9 protein-coding genes are annotated in these 16,487 nt (G+C 56.6%); 6 read left to right on the plus strand and 3 right to left on the minus strand.

What is annotated here, in order from left to right; translation table 11 throughout:
- Nucleotides 1-117: 117 nt before the first annotated feature.
- From Fuma_RS12345 to Fuma_RS12370, 6 genes are all read left to right on the plus strand, one after another.
- Nucleotides 118-1,224 (plus strand): galactose-1-phosphate uridylyltransferase, encoded by a 1,107-nt coding sequence (locus Fuma_RS12345; protein WP_077024413.1) that lies wholly within the window; start codon nucleotides 118-120, stop codon nucleotides 1,222-1,224.
- 215 nt (nucleotides 1,225-1,439) lie between these two features.
- Nucleotides 1,440-2,378: a metallophosphoesterase gene (locus Fuma_RS12350; RefSeq protein WP_077024414.1), complete on the plus strand. Its 939-nt coding sequence runs from the start codon at nucleotides 1,440-1,442 to the stop codon at nucleotides 2,376-2,378.
- The gene (locus Fuma_RS12355) at nucleotides 2,375-5,071 is read left to right on the plus strand and encodes an excinuclease ABC subunit UvrA (protein WP_077024415.1); all 2,697 of its coding nucleotides are present in this window, start codon (nucleotides 2,375-2,377) and stop codon (nucleotides 5,069-5,071) included. Before Fuma_RS12350 ends, Fuma_RS12355 begins: the two co-directional genes overlap by 4 nt.
- Nucleotides 5,072-5,353: 282 nt before the next feature.
- Nucleotides 5,354-5,824 carry a VOC family protein gene (locus tag Fuma_RS12360; RefSeq protein WP_077028264.1) on the plus strand — a complete coding sequence of 157 codons (471 nt, stop codon included), beginning with the start codon at nucleotides 5,354-5,356 and terminating at the stop codon, nucleotides 5,822-5,824.
- Nucleotides 5,825-6,288: 464 nt separating this feature from the next.
- Entirely contained in the window at nucleotides 6,289-6,453 is a 165-nt protein-coding gene (locus tag Fuma_RS12365; RefSeq protein WP_077024416.1) for a DUF1328 domain-containing protein, read from the plus strand.
- Nucleotides 6,454-6,522: 69 nt separating this feature from the next.
- A complete protein-coding gene (locus Fuma_RS12370; RefSeq protein ID WP_077024417.1) occupies nucleotides 6,523-7,194 on the plus strand; it encodes a hypothetical protein in 672 nt (223 codons plus the stop codon).
- 476 nt (nucleotides 7,195-7,670) lie between these two features.
- On the opposite strand, the gene Fuma_RS12380 is transcribed toward Fuma_RS12370, so the two are convergent.
- From Fuma_RS12380 to Fuma_RS12390, 3 genes are all read right to left on the minus strand, one after another.
- Nucleotides 7,671-12,020: an outer membrane protein assembly factor BamB family protein gene (locus Fuma_RS12380; protein WP_077024419.1), complete on the minus strand. Its 4,350-nt coding sequence runs from the start codon at nucleotides 12,018-12,020 to the stop codon at nucleotides 7,671-7,673.
- Between the two features lie 238 nt (nucleotides 12,021-12,258).
- Nucleotides 12,259-14,007 carry a phosphate ABC transporter substrate-binding protein gene (locus Fuma_RS12385; RefSeq protein ID WP_229360905.1) on the minus strand — a complete coding sequence of 583 codons (1,749 nt, stop codon included), beginning with the start codon at nucleotides 14,005-14,007 and terminating at the stop codon, nucleotides 12,259-12,261.
- 480 nt (nucleotides 14,008-14,487) lie between these two features.
- Complete coding sequence (locus tag Fuma_RS12390; RefSeq protein WP_145944139.1) at nucleotides 14,488-16,449, minus strand: hypothetical protein; 1,962 nt, start codon at nucleotides 16,447-16,449, stop codon at nucleotides 14,488-14,490.
- Between the last annotated feature and the right edge of the window lie 38 nt (nucleotides 16,450-16,487).

Below are 16,487 nucleotides of genomic sequence, written 5' to 3' on the forward strand. Positions count from 1 at the left end.
TCCAACGCTCTGATCGCGGAGCGATCAGCGACAATGCATCACCCCGGCGCATGAGCCAGGCGGTCGCCTTTCAACAGAAATCATCTTGTAAATTCTCCTATACAAAAATGCGTCTGAATGACAAATCCCGAATCTCGAATCGACGTCCTGACCGGGCGACAGGTCATTGTTGCGGCGGCACGAGCGGTTCGGCCGGTCCATGTTTCCGAATCCGCGTTCAACGAATCGCCCGAAGACGATCCATTTCTGGAAGGTCACGAACACACGACGCCTCAGGAACGAGTCGCTCTGCGGACCACGAATTCAGCGGCAGACAAGCCTGGCTGGCTGCTGCGAATCGTTCCCAACCTCTACCCCGCCGTCGTACCGCAGAGTGACTTCGACGACAGCACACCCGTCGGCGGTGCCTCGCCACAAGCTGATTGCCACTCCGCTTTCGCGCCGCCCACGACGGCTCGAGGCATTCACGACGTGGTGATTGAATGCCCCGACCACCGTAGTCGGCTTGCGCAACTTTCTGTTGTTGAGATCGCGCGCACCTTCAAAGCGTGGCAAATGCGATTGAAGCAGATCCGAGCCACCGCCGCTGACACGGGCATTCAGGCCGTCAGCATTTTTCGGAACGAAGGAAGTCAGGCTGGCGCATCGTTGCCGCATTGTCATTCCCAGATCCTCGCGACAGACTTCGTTGGCCCACAATTGACAGAACGACTCCACCGGGTTCGACAGTTCAAGGCAGAAGGCGGTGAATGTCTGTTTCAACACTGGTTGCAGTCGGAAGTGGCCGCGAAAGAACGAATGATCCGGCGCGACGATCGGATTGCGATTGTCTGTCCGTTTGCCAGTCGAGTCCCCTGGCACACTCGGTTTTGCCCCACGCCGTTACAGCCGGCCCACTTCGAAGACATTGACGAACGTGAATTGCTGGCACTGGCCTCCGCCGTGCGTGACGTGGTCCAGTCGCTGGATCAGTGTGCCGGCTTTCTGCCGCACAACCTCACGCTAAGCCTTCCGCCGCTTAATGCCTCGGACGAATTTCCGTGGTCACTAGATTTACTGCCACGTTCCAGCCGCATTGCCGGGTTCGAACTTCTGACAGACGTCGACATCAACACCGTCGCTCCGGAAGCCGCTGCCGCCGCAATCCGGCAACACGCGGACTGGCAAAACGATGCTCAGTGGCACCCGAGCGATCTGTGTCCACCGGGCTACGAATGGCGTTGATGAAGTCAAGAGCCTTCGTGGACCAGATACGAAGATAAAAGATTGCAGATTGAGTTGGCAAATCGCGTCTAAAATCCGTGTTCATCTGCGTCCGTCCGTGGTTCCAACAAGCGTTCAAGCGTATTGTGTCTTGAAGCAGAACAACCACGGATGGACACGGATAATCGCAGAAGATTGTCTCACTTCACATTCCCTTCCCAACTTTAACATCCTTCATGTACGACATCATTGGCGATATTCACGGACACGCGGACGAACTGGTTTCGCTACTGGAAAAAATGGATTACCGCGAAACGAACGGCTGCTTTCGCCACGAGAATCGCACGGCCGTGTTCTGTGGTGACTTTGTTGATCGAGGCCCGCAGATTCCTGATGTAGTCCGCATCGTGAAAGCGATGGTGGAAAACGAAGCGGCGCAAGCTGTGATGGGAAACCATGAATTTAACGCCCTCGCCTATCACACAGAAGACCCGACAACTCCCGGTGTGTTCCTTCGCCCGCATCATGAAAAGAACAAGATCCAGCATGCGAAGACCGTGGAGCAGTTTTCCGAAGCTGATCTGCAGGAAGCGCTGGAATGGTTCGCCACCCTTCCGCCGGCGCTGGATATGGGCGTGATTCGAGCGGTCCACGCGTGCTGGGATTCCGCTGGCATTGCCACGATCAACGACGCCATTGCTCGGTACGGTGCGTACACTCCGGAATTTCTGGTTCACGCGACGGACAGGCTCGATCCGTTGTTCGCCGCTGTGGAACGAGTGATGAAGGGGCCCGAACTGGCCCTTGCGGAAGGAGTGACCGTCACGGACAAGGAAGGTAACGCTCGCCGCCGAGTACGCATTCGCTGGTTCGATGCACCGGACAACTACACGCTCAATACATATGCACTGCCGGCCGAACTCAGTCTCACCGCAGACCGCATTCCCGCCACCGCGCCTGCTGTTCCGTACCCGGACGACGCGCCGCCTGTGTTCGTTGGGCATTACTGGCTGCCAGAAGCGGTGCCGCAACCGCTGAAGCACAACGTCGCGTGCCTGGACTACAGCGTCGCCAAACACGGCTTGCTGTGTGCGTACCGGTTCGACGGCAAAGCAAAGCTGTCTGCCGATCGGTTTGTGACGGTGCCCAGCCGCGATCGGAAAGATGTGCCATGACGGCAACCACGGCTAGCCAAATCGACGCCGCCAGCATCGTGAATAACGCAATCCGCATTCGTGGCGCACGGACTCATAACCTGCAGAACATCGACGTCGACGTGCCGCTGGGAAAGCTGGTCGTCGTCACGGGCGTCAGCGGCAGTGGTAAGAGCTCACTGGCGTTTGACACGTTGTTCGCCGAAGGCCAGCGGCGTTATCTGGAAAGCGTGTCGGTTCATACGCGAAGTCTTCTGAAACAGTTCCCTCGCCCGGACGTGGACGAAGTCAGTGGATTGCCGCCGACTGTCAGCGTTGATCAGCGAGTCACCGCTGCGCCAGCTCGCAGTACACTGGCGGTCACCACGGAGATCTACGACTTCCTCCGACTTTTGTACGCAAAGGCAGGAGTTGCTCACTGTACGAATTGCGGTAAACCGGTTCACAGCCAGACCGTGGCAGAAGTCGTGCGACAGGTTCTGCAACGCCCGGAACGCACAAAGCTGATGGTGCTTTCGCCGATGGTGCGCGGACGTCGGGGAGCTCACAAAGAAGTCCTCGAACGGATCGGCCGCAACGGATTCGTGCGTGTGCGAGTCGACGGTGAACTGTTGGATATTTCCGAAGTGCCGGAACTGTCGGCACGAAAGCAGCACGACGTCGACGCCGTCATCGACCGCATTATTCTGAAAGATGGCATCGAACAACGGTTGCGAGAATCCATCGACCTGGCCGTCCGCGAAAGTGATGGCACGTGCATCGTCTGCGCACAGGTCGACGGTGCCTGGGAAGATCAGTTGTTCAGCACAAAGTTCAGTTGCGCAGACTGTAATCTTAGCTTTCCCACGCCGGAACCTCGCACATTTAGCTTCAACAGTGCCTGGGGGGCGTGTGAAAAATGCGAAGGCTTTGGCGTTCAGGGAATCGTCGAAGAAACTCAGGACGTCGCTGTGTTTCGCAAAGTGCCATGCGACGCGTGTGGCGGTTCGCGGCTGCAACCTTTCGCGCGGAGCGTCACCTTTCGAGACCACAGCATCGCCGACTTCACTTCGCTAAGTGTGAACGATGCTCTGGAGCTGGTACGCGACTGGGAACAAAACACAGAGCAGTCAACCGGCGAATCGCAATACGGAACTCTTGTCGCAGCACGAACGTTGCCGGATATTCGGCAGCGGTTGGAATGCCTACAAAGAGTGGGCGTGGGGTACCTCACGCTCAACCGAGCAACTCGTACGCTGTCCGGCGGAGAATTCCAAAGAGCTCGCCTCGGCGCTTGTCTGGGCACGGGGCTGCACGGAGCCTGCTTTGTGCTGGACGAACCCACGTCCGGCCTGCATCCCCGAGACACTCAGCGATTGCTGGCCACGCTATGCGAAATTCGTGATGCCGGTGCGACCGTCGTGGTTGTCGAACATGATGGCGAAGTCATGCGAGCCGCCGACCATCTGATCGATTTAGGCCCCGGTGCGGGTATCGAAGGTGGGCGACTGGTCGCTGCGGCTGCCCCAGGTAACGTGGCGACCGCCAGCGATAGCCCCACCGCAAAGTACCTGCGCGGTGAGGGCGTGGGTGATGAGGACAGCAGCGGATCAGTAAAGGAGCCGCAACAGTTGCCAGCGACGAACTCGAAGGACGCCCGACAAAGTACGCAGCAACAACTTTTTCCGGACGACGCTCCGGCAGGTGACGAAGCGAAGTCGGGATCGCAACCGCAGCTGACCATCCGCAATGCACGCCGCAATAATTTGCAGAACGTCACGGTCGACATTCCGGTGCAGAAACTTGTCTGCGTAACGGGGGTGAGCGGTTCCGGGAAGAGTTCGCTAATCATGGAAACGCTGTTGCCAGTCGCCACGGCTTTTGTCCGCAGGGACGTCGACAGTGCGTTCGCTCTGGCCGATGCCGACTGCGATGCCATCGATGGGCTGGATGCCTTTGGCCGAGTCGTCGCTGTGGATAGCAGTCCGCTAAGTCGCAATCGACGTTCGTGCATCGCAACCTACAGCAAGCTGTGGCACGACGTTCGCAAGATCTTCGCCCGGACGAAAACAGCTCGCGCCAAAGGTTACGATGCTCGCCGATTCAGCTTCAACAGTGGTGACGGGCGTTGCAGCGAATGCAAAGGTACAGGGCTTAAAGACGTGCGGATGGCTTTCCTTCCCGACGCGACCGTCCCGTGCCCCGAATGCCTCGGCAAACGCTTTAACGCGGCAACTCTTGCTGTGCGGTTCGCCGACAGAGACGTGGCCGACGTGCTGGACATGCGAGTTGACGAAGCCGTTGATTTCTTCGGCGAACTACAATCGCTAAGAAGCATGCTGGAAACATTTCGCAGCGTCGGACTCGGCTATTTGGCACTGGGGCAACCCGCGTCGACGTTTTCCGGCGGCGAAGCTCAACGAGTCAAACTGGCAACGGAACTCGCGGGCGGGCGTTCTGAGCCGACCCTGTTTATTCTGGACGAACCGACCGTGGGACTGCACCCGGCCGACGTTGAACATCTCACCCGGTTGCTGCGAAGTCTGATCACAGCCGGGCACAGTGTGATTGTCGTGGAACACAACACAGACATCATGAACGCCAGCGACTGGATCATCGACATCGGCCCGGAGAGTGCGATGGACGGAGGCCAGGTCGTTGCGTCAGGAACGCCGGCTGACGTGGCTGAAGCGGCCCTCGGCCTGACAGCCAGCTTTCTTTCTGCTGCGACATGAACTCGGTGAGTGTGGCCGGGGTGTGATTGAGGTTCGAGCGAAACCCCGGTGGTTCCTTCATTTCGCTCAGTTCAAACTCGGCCACCCCAAAACGAAAACAGAAATCCATGAGCACACCCGCCACGATTGTCGGCGTGCGCTTGCCATTCTGCAGTGAACAATTCACTCTACACTTGTGAAACTGTCGTTTGTTTTCGTGCAGGGCAAAACGCTCACAATGACAAGTCCCGCACGAAGCGTATTCATCACACGTCGCGGATTGAACCGCTTCTGGAGTATGGCATGATTGATAACGTTGACCCGGTTCCGAAAGACTGTCTGGGCGTAACGGCTTACCTTGTCATTAACGGTGCGGCGGCCGCCATTGAATTCTATAAACGAGTTTTCGGGGCCGAAGAAACACTACGGCTGGCCGCGCCGGACGGTTCGATCGGTCATGCCGAACTTCGAATTGCCGATGGCGTGGTCATGCTGGCGGACGAAGTGCCCGACATGGACATCAAGGCACCACCAACAATTGGCGGCAGTTCCGTTGGCTTGATGTTGTATGTCGCCGATCCAGATGCTGTTTTTGATGCCGCGATCGAAGCCGGAGCGACTCAGTTTAAGCCGATGTGCGATCAGTTTTATGGCGATCGCTCGGGCACTTTCGACGATCCGTTCGGCCACCGATGGACGGTTGCCTGCCGACGTGAAGAAATCGATCACGCTGAGATCCTGAAACGCTTTGAAGATCTGTACGGCGACGATTAGAGCAATTTACGCCTTGGCGTCGACGGCTGTGTCCCGTGGAAACCGGCCCACGTCGGACAAAACCGATTTCCGCGGCCACAGGTCAGCACGAAGCGCTGTAGCAGATGTTCCGGATACCGTTGCCGTTGCCAGTGCCATTGCGCCGCGCGGGACGCCTCAACCCCGCGGCCACCTCTTTACGCGTGCTCAACTGCGAGCGATCATCGTGCGCGAATCGCTAAAAGCAGCATCTGAGGTACGCTGCGCGGTCGTTCGATGACCAGCGTGAACGTTCGGCTTCCCCGAACGATGGTGTCAGCACTCCTTGCGCGAATGAATCAGCCAATTCTGCTGCTTAGACATCGCGAACTTAGCTTTGGCACGCCCCTTGCATTGGCATGTTTGTGGCAAGAAACAAAAAACCGCCGAAGGCCATTGTTAGCTTTCGGCGCAACTTCAAAACCTCAGCTACAAGGAATGCCACCATGTTAAGTTACGCACTGCTGTTTTTCGTTGTCGCCCTGATCGCCGGAGCAATGGGTTTCGGTCTGGTCGGCGGTATGGCCTACACAGCAGCGAAAATCTGCTTCTTCGTCTTTCTGGTCCTAGCCGTGATCTCACTGGTATCAGGTCGCCGCGCCAGAGTCTAAATTAAACAACACAAACTTCCCGCATAACAAAACGGAACACCGAACGAGAACTCGAAAAGGAACACAAAAATGAAGTCGATCTTTACCGCATTCAGCATGGCAGTCACAGTCGCACTTGTTGGGTGCAGCACCGATACCGAAGACATCCAGGAAGCTCGTCAGGACTACCAGGAGGCTCAGACTGACGCCGACCAATTGGTGGCCGACGCGACCCACGACGGCGATGCCTACGTCCACGAGACCCGCAAGGCCGTCATGGAAGATATCCAGGAAGAGCAGCAGGACGTCAACGCAGCAACTGACCCCGAAGCACGTCGCGAAGAACAGCAGGAGGTGACGGAAGAAAAACGGGAAGGTAACCGCGAAATCGCGGAAGCCAAACAGGAGCGTGTCGAGGAGATCGCAGAAGCGAAACGCGATGCTCAGGAAAACGTCAACGAAGAGAAGAAAGATCTTGAAGAAACGAAACGCGCCGCACTGAAAGACGCTCAGGCTGAACTCAAGGATGCTCAGGAATCACTGACTGCTGAACAGCAGGACGTAACGGAAGCCAAGGCGGAAATTGCGAAAATCGAAACTCGCCTGAAGAACGCCAAAGATGATGAGCGTGCCGACATTCAGGAAGAGCTAAACGACGCAAACGAAAACCTTCAGGAAGAGGAAAAGGACGTCGCCGAAGCCCAGAAGGCTGTCGACAAACACAAAATGGAACTGCAGAAGATTGAATCCGCCACGAAGTAATCTTCTAAGTCACCAATGAAACGCCCCGCTCGGGCTGATGCCGGACGACACTCGTGTCGCCTCCGGCATCAGCCCTTTTTTTGTGCCTACACGCCGCAGCCAAGCATTGCACTGTCCGAAACACACAACCATTGAGCCAATAAGCTATCGACTGTTGTGTGTGCAAGAATTCGCGACACTCGGCCCAGATGGTCCCGCAAAAAGTTTGCGAGTGCAGCTTGGACAGCTTGCAGAGAAAATCTAAGGCCGATAGCTGCTACGAACGTCATCCGTCAGAACGAAACGCGAACGAGCCCCGCAAACGATGCGTGATGCTGGCACGGATAGAATTCACGAGAAACTGTCGCTTCCCGTAAATCTGCGATCCGGTAGTCAGCGAGTCTACGCCCCACCAATATCGAAGCGTGGCAATCGACGGTCACGTAGCCGGTACCGGTATCGGTCGGCCAGTTTCGCCCACACATTGCGACTCGCAATCACTCAATCTCACGAACGATTTCTACGCCGCAAAGGACAGTCTGGCCTTGCGTTGCGGTGAGGTCGATTGTGAGTTCGCCGCCGATTTCCACGTTGGTGAACTCACGCACGAAGGTTTGTTTTTCGTCGCTTGTGGCTTCAGCGATGTCCAGGTTGTCGATGACCTTTTCTCCCTGCAGCGACACACTGAAAGTAGCGGCTGACGCAGAGATCACGTCCGGCGCTGCGAAGTGCAGACGGACGGTATGCGGGTGGCTTTCCGGTACGGACGGTGTCCTGGGTGCGGGCGTGCCTGCGTCAATGATTAGACGTGGACCGCCGGTCCCTTTTCTTGACGACTGAGCCACTCGTTTACCTTTGCCGCTGATCACGAAGCCGATTGCATTGCCGGGTTTCCAGTCAGGACGATTGACCAACTGTTGCACAAGTTCCTTTAGGTCAGGCGTACGTTGCAATTCGCCAGCTTCGTCTTCTTTCTTCCACGGTTTTGGAGCCCACTTCACCTGTTGCGACATCAGTTTTCGTGAGGTCACGTTGTGAGGCTTTTCAGCAAAGGTTGCCGGGTCGGCAGAATCGATGGCTTGGACGATCAATTCTGTCGCGTCGCTGGTTTTTTCATCCGTCGTAAACTGGATCGCCGCACTGCGGATCTTAGTGCCGCGAGGAATGGAAACTTTATCGAACCGCAAACCGATATGCTGGTTCGAACCGTCCTGCACCAGCTCAAGATCGCTGCTGCCCAATTCGACGTCGCCATCTTCGTCCTCTTCCGCGTCGTCGCTGGTTTTCGCGATTTCAAAGACCAGTCCTCCTGCATCGTCTTCATGAATCTTCATCGGAATCGTTATGCGATCAGCGTTTGTGACTCCGGATGCACCGATCCATGCCGGACTGTCGCCGTCGAGTGTAAGGCTGCTGGTACGATACCAGTCCGGCTTGCCGTCGACACGGATTTTCACGTCCGCGTACTCGCCGCCAACGGGAGGCCACTCCATCCACAACGTGCCATTGGCGTCGATGCGATCGCCGGGTGCTCCAAAGTTGATGCCGATGCGCTCGACTCGCGCGCCGGGCTTGGTCAGCCGTGCTTCATGGTTGACAGTCCACATTTCCATTTCCGGCATATGCACCAGACCCACTGAGGTCTGATTTTGATATCCGCAACTACAAGTGCGTGTGTAGTCCGGCGCGTTCAGGATACCATTCGCAACGACCAGGTTAGCCGTGCAGCCGGACTTGAAACCACCGAGGTTGCCGGTGCCGCCGCGAGTGGTAAGGTCGTAGTATCCGGCGGCACCGGAACGGAACGTCAGCAGGTTTTCGCTGGCGATAATGTTGTTGCACCCATAGGCGCGGCAAACCTGCCATGTCTGTTGCTCGCCGGTCAATGGATTCGTCGCCAGCACGGGTGAGCCGTCCAGAAGATTGAACGCTCCGGCGGACAGTTGGTACGAATTGGCATTTGTCAAAATCGTCGTGCCGTGCAGCATACAGGGGCCGGAGTACTTTCGGTCGTCGACTCGCCACTTCGTTGTGCCGTCTGCGGCGTGTAGCACAGCCATGCCGCCACCAACTTCAGACTTCAGACGGTCAGAAGCGGAAGCACCGGCTTGCAGCAGCAGTTTGTGTTCGTCGGAATAACTTATCCAACTGCCAAAGATGCGGTCGTTGTTCTCCCACTTTTCTTCGCCAGTCAGAATGTCGACTGCGACGATGCGATAGGTTTCCGGAGTCGCCTTGCCGCGACGAGCTAGTTTATCTTCGATCGGTTTTGGCAACCGGTCCAGGCAGAAGACAGTGCCGTCGCCAGCCGCAATTCCGTTGTGCAGAAAACTGTGTCGTGCGTCCAGTTTCCAGAGTTGTTTTCCACTGTGGCGATCGAAGGCAATCAGCCCGGCGCTCGCTGAAGTGTCGAAGCTTTTTGAACCGAAGCCGGTCGAATTCCGACTTAGCTTCCCGTCACTTTCTGAAAAATCAAGACCGTGACGTGTCCGGAAGTTTGCGAAGCCGTTACCGGCCAGCAGCACATCCTTGTAGACACCGATGTAGCCCCACAACGGCTGCTGGCCGTCTGACTTCGGCAATGAGATCGTTTTTACTGTTTTACCGTTCGACGGATCCAGAAGCAGGCAGGCGCCACCGACGGCAAGATAGACGGCCTCCGACGTGACCACGTAATTCGTCCCGCGCCCGTTGGCTCCGGGGATGTGAACCTGGTTGTAGGCTGTGTCCAGCGGAGTGTCTTTGTAGGTGTCGTCAAAGTAGATGTCGGACGTCCCGAGGTCCTCGAAAACGCGGTGCCAGATGACTCGGCCCGTATAGACGTCTCGGCAACTTAGCGAGTTATGTCCTTCGACATACAGCCGGCCATCGACAACCTGTTCCGGCGGCCCGTGACCATGACGCGGCAAAACGTCTTCGTTTGAACTTCCGCCGAACCACAGCAGACCCAACGGCGCCTTGACTCGACTGTCATCCGATTTCACAGTGTTGGCGACATCGCCGTATTGGTGAGTCCAGTCTGCAGATCCGGTCAGCGCGCCCACGCGTGTTACAACCGCTTGATTGTTTGCCAGGTTCACGGTCGCGTTTTCAAGATCAGCCTGCTTCAGGGCATCGCCAACAGCTTTCGGCACAGCACTGTCGTGCAGAACGATCAAGGTTCCGCCATACGGTCGCACGCTGTCAAACGCGGCATTCAATTCACCAGCGTCACTGACGAGTGGCTTGGCGAACTGTTCACCGACGATGACCGCGTTGGCAATGTATTGCGGCGCTCGGTACGACTTGGGTGTCCCCGTGTGAACCGTGATGCGTGAGCCGTACAGACCAGCCGCGTCAAAGTGCCGTCGCAGGCGTTCGACGGATTCTTGATCTTCGTTGACGACGACAAGCTGCACTTTCGACGCTGCCAGCACGCCGAAAATTTGAGCTGCATCGTGGGCACCAAACCACAGCACGTAGCCGCCGCTTGAATCGACATTCTGAAGAAGTGACTTCGCGAAATCAGCATTTGCTGGGTGGTTTGCTGGTGCCGCACGGTTCGCATCAACGACCGGCGAACCGCTTCCACGACCTTCGCCGAAGACATGAATCTGGCCGTCCAACGTGACGGCCGCCAGACGCTGGTTGGCGGCCACCAGTCGAAGAACTTCGCCTGCAACTTTGAACGATGAACCAACGTGAGGCGGCTTTCGTAGATCGTCCGCTAATTTGATGGCTGTGATTGATCCTTCGCCAGCGGCGTACAGCGTGTCGCCAGCCAGAATCAGATCGCCGCGTCCGTCAGCTTCGACTTCCCACACCAGCTTCTTTTGAGTCTTCTTGTCCACGTCGTGAACGTCGAACGCCTGCACGACGGGCTTGTCATCTCGCATCAGAAAGGTATAGATCAGTTCGTCAGTCAGCACTGGTTCGTTGACCACGAATGATGTCTTCTTTCCGTCTTCCAGATTGTGACCTCGTACGCCACGCAGCCGTGTGTGGACGTAGAATTCGTCACGGTGAGCGATCACCAGTGAACCACCGGTCCCTTTTCCGCCGGCGTTGATGTCGAAGTACTTCTGTTGGCCGGTCGTGCGATCCAGCACGGCTGGCACACTGCGACCGCCCGGTACAATTAAGCTGTCTCCTGCAACGCCGAGCGTCCCCTGTGGAGCGACGCCGGCAAACGAAGGAGCACTGTGGGGTTGCTTGATGTAGTCAGCAGACGTGGCGTCATTCACCCACAACACACTGCCATCAGCAGGATCGATGGCGTAGATAAACGTCCCCATGAACGGCCAGATGCTCGCCGCAAAGTACACCGTGTCATCGACAACAACAGGGCCACCGCGCGCCGGCCATGCTGAAATGACGCGTTCGTTGCCCAGAACTTTGCGGTCCGACGGTCCGCCGCGACGTTTCCAAACCAAGCTGCCGTCATCGGCATTCACGCAGTGAAGGTACCCATCGTCACTAACGCAGATCACGCGATCCTTCCACGCCACTGGAGGAAAGCGGATCGGGCCATCGGTGAAGTAAGACCACAATTCGGTCCCATCAGCCAGATTCAGAGCAACAATTTTGTCAGTGTCGTTGAAGCCGACGAACATTCGACCGTCGCTGATGATCGGTTCGAAAATCCGGTCATACGGCATCAGGTCATGGTTGAGCGGATCGTCCCACACCTGCTCACGCTGACTGTAGCGACGTGTCCATTGCAGGTTCAGCTCCGCGGGCAACGCGTTGGCAGACGCTGCCGTATGGCCAGCATCGAATCGCCATTGAGGCCAATCATCGTTCGCAAAAACATCGAGACTGGTGATGCTGAGAAGGACGACGGCGGTCAAGCAACGAAACACGTTCATTTGACACCTCTAAGGATCCAACAAGTGGTTCGGGGGCGGGGAGGTCGGCGGGAGTGTCACTGTAACGCCGCAGACGCAGCCAACAAAGCGGCTGTCTACCGTTCACCACAAAAATTAACGGGACTCGTCGGCTATGCTGCATTATTGAACTGAGCCAGCAATAACTGAGTTCACTTTCCATAGCCGGCGGGCGGCCACCGCATGCTGCCGCAATGTCCGCAGCTCATGACGGAGTCGTCTATTCTTCGATGATGGGAAAGCGGTTGAACAGTACGCACCAGTTCCACAGTGGATACGGTTGGCCGGCTCGCGTGCCATAGGCTGTGTCGCCAAACTTATGGATGGCCTGTTCGGGATCGGAATCCCGCAGGTTGCCGTATGAAAAACATCGCAGTGCTGTCAGAGTCTGCCCCACGGCAAAGTCCTTGCCGTTCCGGCGTTCACGATTTTCAAAGCTTAGGATGATGTTGCCATCGACTTCAGTCACTTGCCGAATGGGAGCTCGAGCGTAGTTGTCGCCGGAATCCATGTTGGTCACGTGAAAGGCGCCTTCGGCCTGCAATCTTTTTAGTCGATTGTCCAAGGGCCCGGCGATCACCAGTTCCGTTGTTGGCTCAGTGTCGCGCGGTGGTCCTTTTTGAATCTCCAGGATTTTTCCCAATTGACCAGCATACGGCAGTCCGTAGCTCAACGTGCAGGTCGTTCCTTCTTTCACCGGCGACTTCAAGCGGATGCGAACGCTTGTTGGCGATTTGATTTCCACATCCTTTATTGCCAGGACCGCTCGGTTCGCGTCGCGGATCTGGAATCCATACAGCGAATGGAAAGCGTCTCCCAGCGGATACTGCTCACCCGCCAGGAACGACTTGTCCAGCACGAGCGGAGGGCGCGGAACATCGAATTCTGCTACGACGCTGCCACGGTCAGAAGCCAGCGATGCTGCTAGAGGACGCAGTGGCTGCCAGTCTTCGCCTTCGACAAGAGTTCGATGAATGACCTTGGCCACTTGTTCGCCGTACCAGCGTTCGCCGTCGGCAGACATATGAATCGGATCACCGTGCCGACTCGCGTAGCGGCTGTTGACGCCACTAGGAATCATGTAGTGAGGACCAACCATCGTGATGTTGGCGTCGCGGTCTGCCGCCATCAACTGAGCTTCACCCGCTGGCCCCTGAGTTTGATACGTGAACATTGGAATGTCATCCGCCTGCCCGGTGATCAATTTCAGATCGCGAGACCATTGCTGTCGGTAGTCAACTAAACGGTCGCGGTACCATTCCTGTCCGTCGGGACGTTGAAGTTCCTCGCCCCAACGACTGGGATTGATTCCTCCGGTTGGTCCGCCGTTGGCTTCTCCTTGCATCCAGATCAACGCAGCAATCGAAAATGTCTTGCCCAGAGATTCCGCCTGAACATAAGCGCGTCGCGCGTCGTCGAGACTGGTTTTGTAGTACCCACCGCCATGCCGTCGATTCTCCGGGGTTCGAGCATCATTCGACTGATCGACGCTGGATAGTTCATCAATCAATCGTCCTCCCTGCCCTGCATAGGTTACAAGCAATTGAGGATTCTGCGTGCGCTTCTGTGTGGTGCCCGAAAGCGATGCTACCAGACGCGACTTCAAATGATCGGCCATGCCATTGGCGATCGTTTCGCCCAGGCCGCCAGACTGAGTCGCCGTGAGTGGGGCGAAGGTAAACTGAGCGTCAGGCCGTTTCTCCGGTTCCACGCAATGTTGCCGCGCAGCCCAGGTGCGGACTCCACGATGGAACATAATATTCCCCCAGCCGGAATCGGTCGGGGTCACGACTGGCACGGATTCCGCCCCTTCACACAACGATTGCCCCATCATCCACAACCCAACGATATCCTGTTGGAAGGCCGAATGATCAGGCGACGTAGTTTCTTTTCTTTGCGAGGCTTCGTCGCATAAACCGGGGCACACCAACAAGGCAACAAGGCCAGCCATTCGGGGAAATTGCATCATGTTCGCCGTTTTTTCAATTGCTGGATAAAGCGTTATGTATTGTGTTGAGGCAGATTATATGAGGTGAAAGCAGCGATTCGCCCCATCGAAAGCAAGCTCAAAGCTACTCGCAATACCTGCTCACCCGTCGTTGGTCCGTCAGAACCTTCGGCATGGTAGCGGGCCGGATTTCCTGTCGTCTTTGTAACGCAGCCCAACGTCAACGCCCAGCGCCTTCATCTAACTTTACAAACATCAGGCCGGATACCGCGCGTGCGTTGGGGGCTGCTTCCGCGCTGGCTACGCTTCAACTATGTTGCCGCTGCAAGCGTCCCAACGATCCTGACGCTTATTGACACGGACTCAAGAGTTTAGGCATTCCAACTCAACGAACTCGCAATCAGGGAAGAACTGCAATTTCAACGCGCCGATTAGCTATTCATGATGGCCATCCCCTGGCCTGATTGGTGGGGACGACGGATCGAATGAATGCGTTGGTCACTATAAATCGAGCTTCGGTCGGGGTCGGACGGCAATGGGCTGGAAGATCCATGGGAAACGTTCCAGTCCGGTTTCGGGTTGTCGTGACATTGTCCAGCGCAGCCAGTCGGTGTTGACGATATCAATGCATAGCTTCAACCCTCCGGTTTCCGATCCAGCTCGCAAATGATAACCGGGCGGCACGGCTTTTGTGGTCAGCAGAATCGGGCGGCGTTCCGTCGGAGTTGCCTCCAATTTTGAATAGGCGACCCAGACATGATTGCTGGCTGGCCAGGATGCCACGTTCAGATCGTATAACAAGACAACATCCGACCAGCGACACGCTTCCTGATAATTGTCCGTTTGAAATGTCGTTAGGGCGCCGAGGTCTCGGTTGAGCGTGAATACTGGGCGTGAGCGAGGCCAGCAGAGCGCAAGGCAGACGGCCATAGATATGATTGCAACCACCGAGGTTTGCCATGACCGATGCATTTTGTCCCTCGTTTGCCCGATGCACCACAGCATCACGGTCGGGGGTAACAGCGGGACCAGATAGTGAAGGTTCTTTGACGCTGAACAAAGCACAATCGTGAGATAGCACAAAATGACGGTCGCGACAGTTTGCTCCCAACTCGATCGAAACAATGCTCGAATCACGGCCACCGCCGGCAATCCTCCGCAACCCAGGACGAAGTACCCTGTGTAGATTCCGTTGGCATACAATCGAGGGTACGGCGCGAAGAAGTCGACGATGTATTCGCCCTGCAAGGTTGCTCGCCAGCCTTCCAACAAACCTTCACTCCAGCCCCACAGGACATACGACCCTGCAATCCCGGCCAGAGCTGTTGCTCCCATTATGCCCGCTTTCAACAAACGAGTTCTCTCCATCGGCCGCCAAAACAATGCGGCGATACCCGTAAGTACAAACATCACCGGCCCGGCATACAGAACCAGCGAGCCCAGAACAGTAGCAACGATGTAGGCCGCGCAATCTTTTTGCAGCAGAGCATCGAACGACAGCAGCAGGCAGAGCGTAAACAGGGCGTCGGGAACGCCGGGATTTGCCAGGTCCGCCATATAGGGGTTGTAGCCCACGTAAAACGTATTCCACAGCGTCACCAAAAGAACGCTTAGCGACATAACCGTCGCCGTTCCCCAGGTGACGTTCCCGAAATGTTTGATCATCCGAAAGCACACCAGCAGAATACCCAGCCAACACACCCAATAAGAAAGGCGAGTTGCCAGTTCATGATCGCCCAGCAGCACCTGCAGCCCGACGGTCCAATAGGAATTGATCAATGCCGGATTAACGATCACCGCACCGAAGCGATCGATTGTTTCAATTTCCCAGGTCGGCAGTACGTGCTGACGAAGGCTGCGAGCCAGTTCGAGGCTCTCAACGCCATCACCGTTGAAGCACTGCAGGAACTGTTCAGAACTAAACAGCAACACACCGGCGATGATGGTCGTGATGCTCACGCCGACTGCTTTGCGATGCCGTTGCCAAAACGATGCAAGTTCCGAAAACGATTCGCCGCTTCTGCTGACGACGATTGCCAGCCCGATTGACCAGACCAACCAGCCGACAAAGAAACTCAGACGGTCAATCCCCACGGTCGGCCGCAACACCAGGCACAATAGAAACAGTGCCAGCGAGTTAAAGGCGAAACTCCAGACATGAGTAGTCGAACGAAATCTGGTGCGGCTGCGGAATGCCAGCAGGCCGAGCACTGCGGGCGTTCCGAACAGGAACAAGGTCGCTCCTGCCGCAATCAGCACCAGTGCCGTCAGATGAGTGATCGATATCTCGCCCGCCGATCTGGGATCGAAACAGGCAGCCGACCAGAAGTCGGTTTGACCGGTCGTCTTCGCCAACGCCCATGCCGCCAGCAGGTACATGGCCGCGGGAATCAATGGGCTGAGTACGACAAGCCAGCGTGCGCGCCTCGTGGCACTATTGGGAATGTTTGCGGGTACGGTCACGTCGTCTCTGAGCGGTAAGAGGCCAATCGATAGTCATG

Source organism: Fuerstiella marisgermanici (genome assembly GCF_001983935.1).
In the GTDB taxonomy this organism is placed as follows: Bacteria; Planctomycetota; Planctomycetia; order Planctomycetales; family Planctomycetaceae; genus Fuerstiella; species Fuerstiella marisgermanici.

What these genes read in the sequence shown, in the direction of transcription:
- Fuma_RS12345 (WP_077024413.1), top strand. Translation starts at nt 118, where the DNA reads ATGACAAATCCCGAATCTCGAATCGACGTCCTGACCGGGCGACAGGTC.
- Fuma_RS12350 (WP_077024414.1), top strand. Translation starts at nt 1,440, where the DNA reads ATGTACGACATCATTGGCGATATTCACGGACACGCGGACGAACTGGTT.
- Fuma_RS12355 (WP_077024415.1), top strand. Translation starts at nt 2,375, where the DNA reads ATGACGGCAACCACGGCTAGCCAAATCGACGCCGCCAGCATCGTGAAT.
- Fuma_RS12360 (WP_077028264.1), top strand. Translation starts at nt 5,354, where the DNA reads ATGATTGATAACGTTGACCCGGTTCCGAAAGACTGTCTGGGCGTAACG.
- Fuma_RS12365 (WP_077024416.1), top strand. Translation starts at nt 6,289, where the DNA reads ATGTTAAGTTACGCACTGCTGTTTTTCGTTGTCGCCCTGATCGCCGGA.
- Fuma_RS12370 (WP_077024417.1), top strand. Translation starts at nt 6,523, where the DNA reads ATGAAGTCGATCTTTACCGCATTCAGCATGGCAGTCACAGTCGCACTT.
- Fuma_RS12380 (WP_077024419.1), bottom strand. Translation starts at nt 12,020, where the DNA reads ATGAACGTGTTTCGTTGCTTGACCGCCGTCGTCCTTCTCAGCATCACC.
- Fuma_RS12385 (WP_229360905.1), bottom strand. Translation starts at nt 14,007, where the DNA reads ATGATGCAATTTCCCCGAATGGCTGGCCTTGTTGCCTTGTTGGTGTGC.